General features: G+C 55.2%; 6 protein-coding genes. 1 reads left to right on the top strand and 5 read right to left on the bottom strand.

From position 1 onward, the window contains the following. Positions 1–19: 19 nt before the first annotated feature. The 5 genes from urtE to urtA all read right to left on the bottom strand — a co-directional run bounded on the left by urtE (position 20) and on the right by urtA (position 5,681). On the bottom strand, positions 20–718 hold the full coding sequence (urtE, locus tag KDX37_RS12170; RefSeq protein ID WP_231652957.1) for an urea ABC transporter ATP-binding subunit UrtE: 699 nt from the start codon (positions 716–718) through the stop codon (positions 20–22). Positions 719–751: 33 nt separating this feature from the next. Further along, complete coding sequence (gene urtD, locus KDX37_RS12165) at positions 752–1,612, bottom strand: urea ABC transporter ATP-binding protein UrtD (RefSeq protein ID WP_231652956.1); 861 nt, start codon at positions 1,610–1,612, stop codon at positions 752–754. Continuing rightward, complete coding sequence (gene urtC / locus KDX37_RS12160; protein WP_231652955.1) at positions 1,609–2,688, bottom strand: urea ABC transporter permease subunit UrtC; 1,080 nt, start codon at positions 2,686–2,688, stop codon at positions 1,609–1,611. The genes urtD and urtC overlap by 4 nt, the downstream gene beginning before the upstream one ends. Then, positions 2,688–4,277, bottom strand: coding sequence for an urea ABC transporter permease subunit UrtB (urtB, locus tag KDX37_RS12155; RefSeq protein ID WP_231652954.1), 1,590 nt, complete (start codon positions 4,275–4,277; stop codon positions 2,688–2,690). Before urtB ends, urtC begins: the two co-directional genes overlap by 1 nt. Positions 4,278–4,415: 138 nt before the next feature. Beyond that, positions 4,416–5,681, bottom strand: a complete 1,266-nt coding sequence (urtA, locus tag KDX37_RS12150) for an urea ABC transporter substrate-binding protein (RefSeq protein ID WP_231652953.1) — start codon at positions 5,679–5,681, stop codon at positions 4,416–4,418. A gap of 689 nt (positions 5,682–6,370) precedes the next feature. Between urtA and KDX37_RS12145 the strand changes: the two genes are divergently transcribed. Beyond that, a complete protein-coding gene (locus KDX37_RS12145; protein ID WP_231652952.1) occupies positions 6,371–13,966 on the top strand; it encodes an RHS repeat-associated core domain-containing protein in 7,596 nt (2,531 codons plus the stop codon). The last annotated feature ends 30 nt before the right edge of the window (positions 13,967–13,996 follow it).

Genomic DNA, 13,996 nt, shown 5'->3' with positions numbered 1-13,996 from the left:
ACGATAGCGGATTGGCGCATCAAATGGTGACCAGACCGCGTACGCCTTCAGCTTCCATGTTTTCGCCCCGGCCGTGCTGGACGATTTCACCGCGTGACATGACCAGATACTGGTCGGCCAGTTCGGCCGCGAAATCGTAGAACTGCTCGACCAGCAGGATCGCCATGTCACCGCGCTCGGCCAGCTTCTTGATCACTGCACCTATCTCCTTGATCACGGAAGGCTGAATGCCTTCGGTGGGTTCGTCGAGAATCAGCAGCCGCGGACGGCTGGCCAGTGCGCGACCGATTGCCAGTTGCTGTTGCTGGCCGCCTGACAGGTCACCGCCCCGGCGATGCTTCATCTGCAGCAGCACCGGAAACAATTCGTAGATAAAGGCCGGAACCTCTTTGGCCTCGGAACCCGGAAAACGCGACAGGCCCATCAACAGGTTTTCTTCCACGGTCAGCCGACCGAAGATTTCCCGCCCCTGCGGCACATAGGCAATGCCGGCATGCACCCTTTGATGGGGTTTGAAGCCCGTGATGGCCTTGCCTTCCCACTGCACTGCGCCCTCTTTGGCGGGCAGCAGGCCCATGAGCACTTTGAGCAGGGTGGTCTTGCCGACCCCGTTACGCCCCAGCAGGCAGGTCACTTCACCGACCTTCACGTCAAAGGACAGGCCACGAAGGATGTGGCTGCCGCCGTAATACTGATGAAGCTTTTCGACTTGGAGCATGGTTCGTTCCTCAAGGGCTGTTCGCCGTCGGCGCTAGCGCCCCAGATACACTTCGATCACGCGCTCATCGGCCTGCACGTCATTCAACGAGCCCTCGGCCAGCACGCTGCCCTGGTGCAGCACGGTCACGTGGTCGGCAATCGAGCCGACAAACCCCATGTCGTGTTCCACCACCATCAACGAATGCTTGACCGCAAGGCTCTTGAACAGCTCGGCGGTGAACTCGGTTTCGGCGTCGGTCATGCCCGCCACGGGCTCATCGAGCAGCAGCAACTGCGGGTCCTGGACCAGCAACATGCCGATTTCCAGGAACTGCTTCTGTCCGTGGGACAACAGCCCGGCGGGCCGATGCATCGAGGTGGTCAGGCGGATGGTTTCCAGCACCTCGTTGATGCGGTCCTGCTGCTCACCGCTCAAACGCGCGCGCAAGCTGGCCCATACCGACTTGTCGGTTTTCTGCGCCAGTTCAAGGTTCTCGAACACGCTCAAGGCTTCAAATACCGTGGGCTTTTGAAACTTGCGGCCAATGCCTGCCTGAGCGATCTGTACTTCGCTCATTTGCGTCAGGTCCAGCGTTTCGCCGAACCAGGCCTTGCCATGGCTTGGACGGGTCTTGCCGGTGATGACGTCCATCAGCGTGGTCTTGCCTGCGCCGTTGGGGCCGATGATGCAGCGCAGTTCGCCCACGCCGATGTACAGGTTCAGATCATTCAGCGCCTTGAAACCGTCGAAGCTGACGCTGATGTCCTCCAGCGTCAGAATCGTACCGTGGCGAGTGTTCAGGCCTTTACCGGCACTTTTGCCCAGACCCACAGCGTCGCGGCTGGTGCCAGCGTCGGAGTTGGGGGCCAGAATCGGTTCAAGCATGAAGGAAGGTGTTGGCGTGGTTTTCATTGCTCGCTCCTCTTCTTCAGGATGCCAATGACACCCTTGGGCAAGTACAGCGTGACAATGATGAACAGCGCGCCGAGGAAGAACAGCCAGTACTCAGGAAAAGCCACGGTAAACCAGCTCTTCATGCCATTCACCAGTCCTGCACCGAGCAGCGGGCCGATCAACGTGCCGCGCCCGCCCAGAGCCACCCAGACTGCTGCTTCGATGGAATTGGTCGGCGACATTTCGCTCGGGTTGATGATGCCGACCTGCGGTACATACAGCGCGCCGGCCAGGCCACACAGCACGGCGCTCAACACCCAGACAAACAGCTTGAAGCCGCGTGGGTCGTAGCCGCAGAACATCAGCCGGTTTTCTGCATCGCGCAGCGCGGTCAGGACTCGACCGAACTTGCTTTGTGCCAGTCGCCAGCCGATGTACAGGCTCGCAACCAGCAACACTACAGTCGCCAGAAACAAGGTTGCCCGTGTCCCTTGTGAACTGATGCTGAAGCCCAGGATGCTGCGAAAGTTAGTAAAACCGTTATTGCCGCCGAAGCCGGTTTCGTTACGGAAAAACAGCAGCATGCCAGCGAAGGTCAGGGCTTGGGTCATGATCGAAAAGTACACGCCCTTGATCCGCGAGCGGAAGGCGAAGAAGCCGAACACCAGTGCCAGCAAGCCAGGCGCCAACACCACCAGGCACATGGCCCAGAGGAAGTTGTCGGTGCCGGCCCAGTACCATGGCAGCTCGGTCCACGACAAAAACGTCATGAAAGCAGGCAGGCCATCGCCCGCTGCCTCGCGCATCAGGTACATGCCCATCGCATAGCCGCCCAGGGCGAAGAACAGGCCGTGGCCCAGCGACAACAGGCCTGCATAACCCCAGACCAGGTCCAGCGCGAGCGCGACAATGGCGTAACAGAGAATCTTGCCGACCAGCGTCAGGGTGTAGGCCGAGACCTGCAGGCTGTTATCGGCGGGCAGCAGTGACAACAGGGGCATTGCCAGCAATACAGCCAGCACCAGAATGCCGACGGTCAGGGTGCCTTTGGGGCCGACCTTTTGTGCAGCGGTTACCATCAATGGCTGGCTCATCAGTCGATCACCCGTCCTTTCAATGCGAAGAGGCCTTGCGGACGTTTCTGGATAAACAGAATGATCAGCGCCAGGATGAGGATCTTGCCCAGTACCGCACCGATCTGCGGTTCCAGAATCTTGTTCGCGATGCCAAGCCCAAAAGCTGCCATCACACTGCCTGCCAGTTGCCCGACACCGCCGAGTACCACCACCAGGAACGAATCGATGATGTAGCTCTGTCCCAGATCAGGCCCGACGTTGCCGATCTGGCTGAGGGCCACACCGCCCAGCCCGGCAATGCCGGAGCCCAGTCCAAAGGCCATCATATCGATGCGCCCGGTTGGCACGCCGCAGCAGGCGGCCATGTTGCGGTTCTGGGTCACGGCGCGCACGTTAAGGCCCAGGCGGGTCTTGTTTAGCAACAGCCAGGTCAGCAGCACCACGAACAGGGCGAAGGCAATGATCACGATGCGGTTGTATGGCAGCACCAGGTTGGGCAGTACTTGAATTCCGCCGGACAGCCATTCCGGATTGGCGACCTCGACGTTCTGAGCACCGAAGGCCAGGCGCACGGCCTGAATCAGCATCAGGCTGATGCCCCAGGTGGCGAGCAGGGTTTCCAGCGGGCGGCCATACAGGTGGCGAATCACCGAACGCTCCAACGCCATGCCGATCAGGGCAGTGACAAAGAACGCCACCGGCAGCGCTACCAGCGGGTAGAACTCCAGCGCATTGGGCGCGTAGCGCTGAAACATCAATTGCACGACGTAGGTGGAGTAGGCGCCCAACATCAGCATTTCGCCGTGGGCCATATTGATCACGCCCAGCAGGCCAAACGTGATCGCCAGGCCCAGCGCGGCCAGCAGCAGGATCGAGCCCAGCGACATGCCGCTGAATGCCTGACCCAGTACCTCACCGATCATCAGCTTGCGGTTGACCTGGACCAGGCTGGTTTCGGCAGCGATGCGCACCGAGGCGTCCGTTTCCACACCCGGCGCGAGCAGCGTTTCAAGGCGGGTGCGCGCCAGCGGATCGCCGGTTTCACCCAGCAGGCGGACGGCGGCGAGGCGCACCGTCGGGCTGCTGTCGACCAGTTGCAGGTTGGCCAGCGCCAGCGTCAGGGCGGCATGCACACTGGAGTCGGTTTCGGCAGCGACCCGCTGATTCAACAGTTCGAGCTGCGCGGGGCGGGCGCTTTTCTGCAATTGCTGCGCGGCAGCCAGACGCAGCCTGGCGTCGGCCGCGAGCAATTGATGACTGGCCAGCGCGGTCTCGACCAGACCACGCAGCCGGTTGTTCAGGCGCAGTTTGCGCGGTTCATCAGGGGTGGGCGCATCGGCAGCAGCAGGCGCATCAGTGTCCACCGCGACATACTTTTCATTGCTTTCAAGCCAGGCTCGCTTGCTGCTGTCAGCGGCAACGCGACCATCGCGCAGGGCTTCGAGCAGTTCGACGCGTTCCGGGACAGGCTTGGCGGCCCAGGTTTCGAGCAGTTCGGCCTGTTGCGAAGAGCTGGCTGCAACAAAATCGCCTGCATCGCTGGCCTGCGCTGCAAACGGCAGCAACAAGCCGATCGCGACAATGAAACGAGAGAGGTAAGAGGGCATATCGATTGCCTTGGTTCATGGCGGTCCCCACGCATTGCATGGGGACACAGCCTGTGACGCTCGGCGTCACTCCATTGATTGCAGGACGCAGAGCGATCCTTGGTCAGTTCCCGGATGCCGCGCGGGAACTGATCAGTATCAGTTGCTCTTCACAGGGTGATCCGGCTTCTTGTCGTTGCCAGGGATGTACGGGCTCCATGGCTGGGCACGGATCGGCTCTTTGGTCTGCCAGACGACATTGAACTGACCGTTTTCCTCGACTTCACCGATCATCACCGGCTTGTGCAGGTGGTGGTTGGTCTTGTCCATGGTCAGCGTGAAGCCCGATGGCGCGGCGAAGGTCTGGCCAGCCATGGCTTCCCGCACCTTGTCCACGTCGGTGGATTTGGCTTTCTCGACGGCCTGAGCCCACATGTGGATGCCGACATACGTGGCTTCCATCGGGTCGTTGGTTACGGCCTTGTCAGCGCCCGGCAGGTTTTTCTTCTTGGCGTAGGCTGTCCAGTCAGCCACAAACTTCTTGTTGACCGGGTTTTCCACCGACTGGAAGTAGTTCCAGGCGGCCAGGTGACCTACCAGCGGTTTGGTGTCGATGCCGCGCAGTTCTTCTTCGCCGACCGAGAAGGCTACAACCGGTACATCGGTTGCTTTCAGGCCCTGGTTGGCCAGTTCCTTGTAGAACGGAACGTTGGAGTCGCCGTTGACGGTGGAGATCACCGCCGTCTTGCCGCCAGCCGAGAATTTCTTGATGTTCGCCACGATGGTCTGGTAGTCGGCGTGGCCAAACGGGGTGTAAACCTCTTCGATGTCGCTGTCCTTCACGCCTTTGGAGTGCAGGAATGCGCGCAGAATCTTGTTGGTGGTGCGTGGGTAGACATAGTCGGTGCCCAGCAGGAAGAAGCGTTTGGCGCCGCCGCCGTCTTCGCTCATCACGTACTCGACCGCAGGGATTGCCTGCTGGTTAGGCGCTGCACCGGTGTAGAACACGTTAGGCGACATTTCTTCGCCTTCGTACTGGACCGGGTAGAACAACAGGCCATTGAGCTCTTCGAAGACAGGCAATACCGACTTGCGCGACACCGACGTCCAGCAGCCGAACACCACCGCCACCTTGTCCTGAGTCAGCAACTGACGACCCTTTTCCGCAAACAGAGGCCAGTTGGAGGCAGGGTCCACCACGACCGGCTCCAGCATCTTGCCGTTCACGCCACCTTTTGCGTTGATCTCATCGATGGTCATCAAGGCCATGTCTTTGAGCGAAGTTTCGGAGATCGCCATGGTCCCTGACAACGAATGCAGGATGCCCACCTTGATGGTTTCGGCGGCCTGGACGGTCCACGTCAGCCCCATGGCGGCTATGGATGCGGACAGGGTGAAGGCTTTGATCAGGCTGCGACGCTTCATTGGACTGGCTCCGTTGATCTGTTTTTTTTGGTTGGGCAGAACGACTCTCTGAAGCCTTCCAAGCAAAGGCTGTGCCCAGCCTGAAAGATCGCTTTAGAACGGGCCTTTGAGCACCATGGCGCCCGAGTGGTGCACTGATGTGGAGCCAGGAGGGGAGGTTGGTGCGCGACGACGTGCATTGTTGGTGCGCTGGGTGCGCAAAACAAGAAAAGCCGCCCGAACAGACGGTGTGAAAACCTGGGCGCTGGTCCTAAAAAGTCAGGTCTCTTCAGCGGATTACACGTTGTTTGACAGAGGTCCCGCCCCGCCTGTGACGCCGCGCCCTCGCGCAACAAACACCGGAAATCGTGGGGGCGGACTTGTCCGCGAATACTGTGCTTCAGTCGCAGTTCAGGGGGGCAGTGCTCCTCGCGTGATGGATGCCTCCACACGGGAACCGCCGCCACCCTGTTCACTGAATCTTTCTCGTACGTAATAGAGCGTTGCGTCGGTGGCAAGTGCAGACCTTCAACCACGTTTAGCGCTAGACGAAATCAATCGGCAGACGCTAATCGCAACAACATCTAAGTATTGTCAAAAGTGACAGGTTCTGTCCCGTATTACAGGCCGTAAGCTGAAGACTCAATGAGACGCTCGAAAACATTAAATTCGATCGTCTCTATAGTTTTTTCTTACAGGGAGTATTGGAAATGCCCACTCCAGCGGCCGCATCTACTGCCACCCCGAACACCGGGGTGATCAACTACAACGACATGGGATACGTGCTGACCACCGATCCCGACGACACACTGCCGGACATGGACGGTTTTGACCGCGTGTTCTGTGGTAGCCCGGAAAACGGCTGGACAAGTCCTTGCGAGATAAGGGCCGGGCGCGACCTTGCAGTGGGGGAAACGCTCACCGCCTGGCTGATACGTCAGAGCGACGGAAAAATAATGGAGCAGGTCAGTTTCACAGCCAGTGAAGAAAACTGCCACCAATCAAAATGGCCCAAAGCCTTCGCCCATGCATTTTATTGGGGGAACAGGCAAATGAAGGTGGGGAACTTTGATCGGAACAACGAATTTCGTGACGATGGCTCGGCGTTGCCATTTCGATTTTGGCACTTTAGCTGTCGAAACCGCGCATTTACAAACGCACCATTTTGTACCAATCAAGTTCAAGCACTGGCAATGACCGGGGACGATCTTGCAGAGGGCACGCGATTGTGTGTTCAAGTACGGGATATCAATACGCAAGCTTTATATGAAAATCATTTTTTCTCTGTAAAAGAAGGCCGTTCGACATTTCAGCAATGGGGAGAGGATCTCTGCGTAGCACTCAACAAGGGTAGCCAATTGTTGCGCGCCGGGGCGAAGTGTTCGCGGGACGGCAGCACTGTAACGCCATCGTCTACCGGCAATGCGCTATGGATCCCACAGGATTCGGATCTGTGCGTCACATTGACATTGTCGGACTGGGTGCGCTTGGGAATTGTAGATGGAACACAAAAACTGTCTCCTGATCAGACCATCGAGGCTCACGTGGTGGATGCGTTTTCGCCACGAGATATAGTACCCGTCTTAACATTCAACGCTAACACTTCGCCCAGTGTGAAGAATGGCAGTTGGTTGAGCGATTGGGCGTGCCAGTTGAAGAGCTCCGCTCTGGCTCCGTTTATGCGTTTGGGTGATTCTGCAATGCCGGGAAGCGATGTTATTCCTGCCAACGCTCAAACCGCTACGCTTTGGGGTACCGGCGACGCGTTGCGGGTATTCACCACCGAGCCGAGCATGGATAACTGGGTCTCAACGGCTGTTCCAATTGCAGCACTTTTTAAAACCAATCAGACCGAACTGGTAATAACAGTTCGGAGTCCAGGCAGCTCCGAACTTCTGTATGCCGCGCGATTTACCCCTGCACAAGACGGTTCCGCCCCGCAAAACAAGGCACAGTGGGTTATGGCGTTTTGCGCGTTTGTGGATGCCCAGCATTGGCCGTGCGTGAGCGTGGGTAAAAAGGATCCTCATTCTGGGCACTTGGCATGCACCGAGGCCGTCGCAAGCGAAGTAACGCTTATGGTGCCACGTGGCTCAGATTTCATAGTAGAGCTGGAGACCGTCAGTTGGACCGAGACACTATCAACTGAGGCTGATGTACCTGTATTCCTGATAGATGATCTCACTGAAAAAGTTATCCAGGCTTATCGCGACCTAGAAGACGCGGTAAATGATAACAAAAAGCTTGTGCGTGTAGACCCGGAGTATTCTGACATTATTCCAGGGAAGAAAGTTCAGTATTTGTGTGCTCTTCCATCGTTTTCGTTAACGACTGGCCTGCCCAATGAAAACAACAAAGAGTGGGTGTTTCGTTTGAGTGCAGAGGCAAGAGAACTGAACATCAAAATTATTGACTGCTCGCACAGGGGATGCAACGTCACATCAGAATCCGCTGTATGGTCCATAGACCCGAAGAATAAACCTGGGCTGAACTTTCATTTTCCAGAGAGCGTGCCTCCTGGAAAAACCATTGTAGTGGGTCATATCAGTCGCCTGTACGGTTCCGAATTTTGGCGGCTGCCCCGGGCTGTCGAGTGTATTTCTCCACCCTTATTAGAGCGCTATGTTGCCAGTAGCCCGCTGTGCGAGGATTACGGCAATACGTTTCGCTCGGAAGTATTCGATGTAAGTGGGCAAAGCGAAACGGGGGTCGACGCCCAGACGGGGCTGTTTCACGCCCATTATCCTGTGGCGACACTCCAAAGCCTGGAAGGAAATGGTCCGATTTGTGATCTGACCCTTCATTACTCGGCATTGCGAGGCAACGAAGCTGCACTCGGCGACGGTTGGGCGTTTCGTTTTTCCAGCCTGGAAATTCGCGACCGCACGCTGACCTTGGCCAACGGGGCACGCGTCGCTTTTACGGACGTAGACTGGGTTCAGCTCGGGCAAGGCCAATGTTTGAAAAAAGCAGCATGCTGGGTGACAAGTAACGAAGGCTATGGCGAGTTTATCCTGGATTACCCAAGCGGAAATCGCGAATATTTAAGTATACCGCAGGGAGATGGTTTGGAGCCCGATGAAGCACTGCGCCAAAAAATTATACAGCTGCTGCGACAAATTAAAGATAAAACAAAACGCCCACCCCCTGCGCCCAGCGGCTGGGACTGGTTGTTATTGGCAGCGTGTCCTCCCCTGTTCGCATTGGCCACGTATCTGGACTGGAACGAGGCGGTAAGCAAATGGCGAGAAAATGTCAAAGCGGTCGATGAGGCCATTGAGTACTGGAGCCGTCCCTTTACACAAATGCTCCCTACGAAGATTGTCTCTCCAGATGCTGGAGAGTTGAACCTGACATGGAATCGATTGCTAGGCCAGTTCAGGCTCGTTGGGGTCAACAGTGGCGATGCCAAATTATTCGCCGCGACCTACACCCATGAAAAAGTGATGATGGATGTCTGGCCTGGCACGACAGCTGCCTATCAGGTTGAGCTTAGATTGAAAGACTATCTGCTGGAGTCGATTCACCGGTATGAACCGGACCTCCCGAACCAGGCAGTCCAAGAGGTCAAGTGTCGGTATAGCGCAGATCCGACACTGGATCGTATTCTGACGTGTCTGGAGGAGGAGGACGGATCGCTTGAGATCGTCGAGTATCAAGCGAAAAGCATGCACTTCCCAAATGGTCAACCGGCATTGCCTCGCGTAACCCGGCATACCTTGATTCCGGGTGGACGGCAAAGGAATATAACGAGTTATCATGTTTACTCTGACAACAACTACTTGTCTGATTTTAGAAATCAATTTTACTCTGGCAACAACTACTTGTCTGACTTTAGCGATCCATTCTCACACGCTGGAAAATTGCTACGCGATCTCGGCTTTCTGAATCCGGAACTTAGTCGTTTTGATCTTGACAGTTTTCGATCAGACCGTGTCGGAGGAAGCCGGACAAGTGAATTGTTTGAGAGCATGTTCTACTGGGTCGGTTCCTCTAAGCATGATGGGCGGTCAAAAATCTTGACGGTTTTTGATTCGAGTCATCATAACATAGGAGAGGTTAGCCTTAATGATGATCAATGGGTCATAACGTATTCGGCCTATCAAGGTCTGGGCGATGATGGCGCAGCACCTGAAAATCCCGATCTTCCAAAAGCGATCCTGACGTTGTGGAATCCCGACGAATGGTCTTTATTAAAGCAGGCAGTCGAATTATACCGCAGTAGAGACATACCGGGATTTGCATTTATGGCGGCCTGCTTGCTTGAGGCATTCTCTCTTTTTAAAAAAACGATAGCGCGCCCCGATATTTGTGATCTTCTATGGTCGCGTCTTTATAGTGTGGGCCTGGATCGTGAAAAGCCAGGCTCACGTTTCTTGCTCGGCGCGGAGGAGCTGCAGGAGTATATGGCTTCTACGTGCATTACGACGTCTCAATGTTTTAAGTATAATAAAAATAATCAATTGGAAAAAAGTGTTGCGGCCGATGGTGCTATTACAGTTTATCGTTACTATCCTGTAGCAGGTGCGGCGTTTTCATCCTCGAAACTTAAAGGTGTAGCCGGCGGTATTGATTTACCTGATTTGTCTTGCCCTAAAGTACCTGACTACACGTCACCTCCTCTTTTGGCAGAGTTTCAATATCAGACATTCGGTTCGCAAGTGCATCCCCTGCAGCTCACTCTATATGGGTACAGGGAAAAACGGAGCGGGGCGCGAACTTCTCTGGTTGCATCCGATATTGTAAAGCTTGATGGGGTGATTCTCGAACCGGATACTTGGACTTTTGCGTTGGCTGACAGGCAGGAAGCAGCGCTGATTCGCCATGAGCGAGTGACTGAAAAAACGCGCAAACCCAAAACGCTGAATGACGGGTGTAAAGTGTTCGTGTGGTCAGCCAGTACGGAGCAAACGACGTACTACAAGAGTGATAATGTTAAACTGATCACCACCCTGAGTTGGGAAGATAATCCTCAGGTCAAGGGGTTTTTGCTTCGCACTGAGATGCAGACGGAAAAGGGAACAGAAATAGTATCCACCGAGATTCGTTCGCGTTACACCCGCCGTTGCGTGGTTCGCCGACAAGGCCGGGAGGAAGTCCGGTGGAGTTACGATCTTATGGGGCGTACGACCAGCGAAGAACGATTTGCCATTGCAACTGGCGCTAACCGGGCCAGCGACGATGCGGTTCCGTCTTCCGTGGAGCGGTCGGCCTACACTGCGGGGCCTCTTGGCGTGATGACAACGACCACACTCGCGACAGGCCAGGTGATCCGAACGTTATCGGATGGTCTCAAACGAGAGGTGCGTCGGGAATTGCAAGTGTTGAGCGGAAGTGACTCGCGGTGGTGCGTCCTGGATGAGGTCGAGTTTTTAGGGGATGAAACAGCCCTGAATCATGCCAGATATGACTACTACCCAGGCGGCCTGAGACGCACGCAGGAAACCGGTGAACGGCAAGCGCTGATTATCGAACCGACGGCGTGGACGCAGACTGCGTTTCTGAAAAGTGACCCAGGTAAGAGCCATACCGAACAAGTTGTCGGCGTCGGCACGCGTAAGGTGTTGACGCACGCACTTCAGGAAGAAATATTGCCTGACGGCAGTGTTACGAACATTCAGAACTACTCGAGTATGGACGGGCTGAAACGCCCTGAGATGACAAGACAATACGATCCTGCTGGTAACCTGGTGCGATTGCATCGGGGAGGAGATGATCGCTCGCTAACGTTAGACTACGATGACATTGGCCGAGTGACCAAGGTGCATACAGCTGACGGAAGCTCTATCCATCGTGAGTATTTTGGATTGAGTAATGAAGTTTCCCGGCTACGGGTGGACGGTATAGAACTTGCCGCGCAACACATTACCTCTCCGTCTGTCGTAGGTGATCGCACAGTGGGTGCGCGCAAATATTCTTATGGAAACAGGACGATGACTGCTCCAAGTGGTCAAGTATTCGGAACAGACACATCGGATGACGGGCGCGATACCTCGCTCACATTGGATGGCAAGCGACTCAGTACACTCAGCGTTAACGATGATAAGCGCAGCGCATCCGTTATGACTCATGAGGTTCAGAGTAAAGAGGGCTCGTTCTTGTTAGGCCCTCTGGGTAATATATTTTCTCGCCCCGAGTTTTGTGGAAACATTCGGTATGGTGTAAGTACTCCTCGAGGCGTTCGTGCCGGCTGGGAAACCTGCTCGTTATTCGGACGCAAACTGAGTGGGCGACGTCTGGACGGCAGTGTATGGCGAGTTTTTTCAGACAGCAAAGACCGGCCACTTCGCACCCGACATAATGCTGTGGAGATGCTATACAGCTATAATTCAAGAGGGCTGACACAAGCGCAATCCACAGTAGCGCCTGAAAATCATAGTCGCTTCACTGCCGAATATTTTTACGACGGCTTTGGTCAGGAAATCATACGACGCTACCAGGCCAATGGCCGACACATACTTCAAATTGATCAGTCCTGGTCTGACAGTGGCTTACTGGTGGGCAGCAGCTTATCACGAGATGGGGAGGTAGTCCGTTCTGAGGCATTTGCTCATGACAGTTGTGATCGATTGGCCAGCTATCGCTGCGATGCCCAAACTGAAAAAGACTATCCCGTCGATAGCCTGGGACGCCGAGTGAAAGAGCAGCTGTTCCAGTGGGATGGCCTGCAAAGATTACTTTCATGTAAGACATTGTTCATAGACGTTCCGGCTGAGCAACAAACGTATAGTTACGATGCGAATAATCCGACACGCTGTGTGGCGATCGAAACAGATTCGGGTTCAAACTCGAAACACTCTCTAAAATGGAATGCGGATGGTTTTCTGACAGAGGATTCAAGTGGAAACACTTTTGGCTACAGTCCTAACGGCCAGTTGCTTCACGTCAAGAATGCACAAGGCCAGTCGGTGGCGCGTTACATCTATGATGGTCACGGGCGTTTGGCTGCGCAACATGATGTCATTGCTGAGCGTACCTACGAGTTGTGCTATGACGGCGATACATTATGCGGAGAAATCTGGTTTGACCGGGACGGGAAAGTAATCCGTCAAACGTCTCTAAATACAGAGCAGTCGCAACAAATACTCGAACCCGGTAAATGCCCACAGGTTGGTTTTTTGCTTGATAGTCCGCACAGTGGAACCCTCAGCGTCTGGGGTGGGAGCGCCGAAACCAGTCAGCCGGTGAGCTGTTTCACACCCTTTGGTGAGAGCAGCAATGCGTTATCAGACTCCCTGAGTGGTTACAACAATCAACGGAAAGACCCTGTCACCGGCTTCTATCACTTGGGAAATGGTGCTCGCACGTATAATCCGATCCTTCGCTGCTTTCAGCAGCCTGATAACCTCAGCCCATTCGGCAAGGGGGGGATAAACGATTACAGCTATTGCTGTAATCCCGTGGACTATAGTGATCCAAGTGGGCACATCATGCTCAGTCGATGGGGTAAAGATCGGCTGATTAGCCAATTAGAGCAAAGCTTGCGTGACGCTCGCCCACAGCCAGTCGGGCGACGTTGGAGAGGGGTAGCACTGAGTACGGTATTTGCCGTAACCGGAGTTTTATTGTCAATTCCCACTGGCGGCGCATCCTTCGCTTTCTTCGCGGCGATGACGGTGCTATCAACGCTTTCGCTTGCTCTCGAAATCGCCGCTGTGGCGTTGGAGAACAGCAATCCAAAGCTTGCCAAAGCGCTGGGCATTGCTGGCTTGGTAGTGGGAGGCATATCGATCATTGGCAGTTTGACGAAGGTGGGCGAATACGTGGCGGCGGCTGGCAGGGGGTTACGCTGGATATCGACCACCGCAGGGAAGGTTGTGACACGGGTGCAGACCGGTGCTCGAGGCGCCCTGCGATTTTTCGACAACGCCAAGCGATTTGGGTTTAAGCATGCGTACAAGCTTGCTTCCAAAACCACAGGCCGAAAAGTAGGCGACATTGCGTGGTTATCGCCAACCGAGTTTGTCGAGTACCTGGGAAACGGAGAATTCCTGGCAGGTACTGGAAAGCGGGCAGCATTCGCGTGGCAGCATCCTGAGTTACGGAGCATGATGACATTTACTAGAGAGGTCTATTCGGCTGTCAAGCCACATGTGCTCCGAGGCATCGATACCCTGATATTCGCTTTCGACGCTCAGAATGCTTATGAAGGCAGTCGCGATATGTTATCGAATTACATTGGGGATTGGATTGGAGTATCAAATGCATTAGAAGACCCCAAGTTGGCGGTACCGGCGTCGGGATGGACAAGCCGATGGCATATGAAGGAGGACGGCATTGGTTCAGTTGGAAGAATGGCTGTCTGACATTAGGCCAGAATCTCTCGCAAATAAACG

The sequence above is a fragment of the Pseudomonas californiensis genome (assembly GCF_021147775.1).
GTDB classification, from domain to species: domain Bacteria; phylum Pseudomonadota; class Gammaproteobacteria; order Pseudomonadales; family Pseudomonadaceae; genus Aquipseudomonas; species Aquipseudomonas californiensis.
Note: the sequence above shows the minus strand (reverse complement) of the source record. Positions and strands in the feature narration are given on the sequence as shown.

What these genes read in the sequence shown, in the direction of transcription:
- urtE (WP_231652957.1), bottom strand. Translation starts at nt 718, where the DNA reads ATGCTCCAAGTCGAAAAGCTTCATCAGTATTACGGCGGCAGCCACATC.
- urtD (WP_231652956.1), bottom strand. Translation starts at nt 1,612, where the DNA reads ATGAAAACCACGCCAACACCTTCCTTCATGCTTGAACCGATTCTGGCC.
- urtC (WP_231652955.1), bottom strand. Translation starts at nt 2,688, where the DNA reads ATGAGCCAGCCATTGATGGTAACCGCTGCACAAAAGGTCGGCCCCAAA.
- urtB (WP_231652954.1), bottom strand. Translation starts at nt 4,277, where the DNA reads ATGCCCTCTTACCTCTCTCGTTTCATTGTCGCGATCGGCTTGTTGCTG.
- urtA (WP_231652953.1), bottom strand. Translation starts at nt 5,681, where the DNA reads ATGAAGCGTCGCAGCCTGATCAAAGCCTTCACCCTGTCCGCATCCATA.
- KDX37_RS12145 (WP_231652952.1), top strand. Translation starts at nt 6,371, where the DNA reads ATGCCCACTCCAGCGGCCGCATCTACTGCCACCCCGAACACCGGGGTG.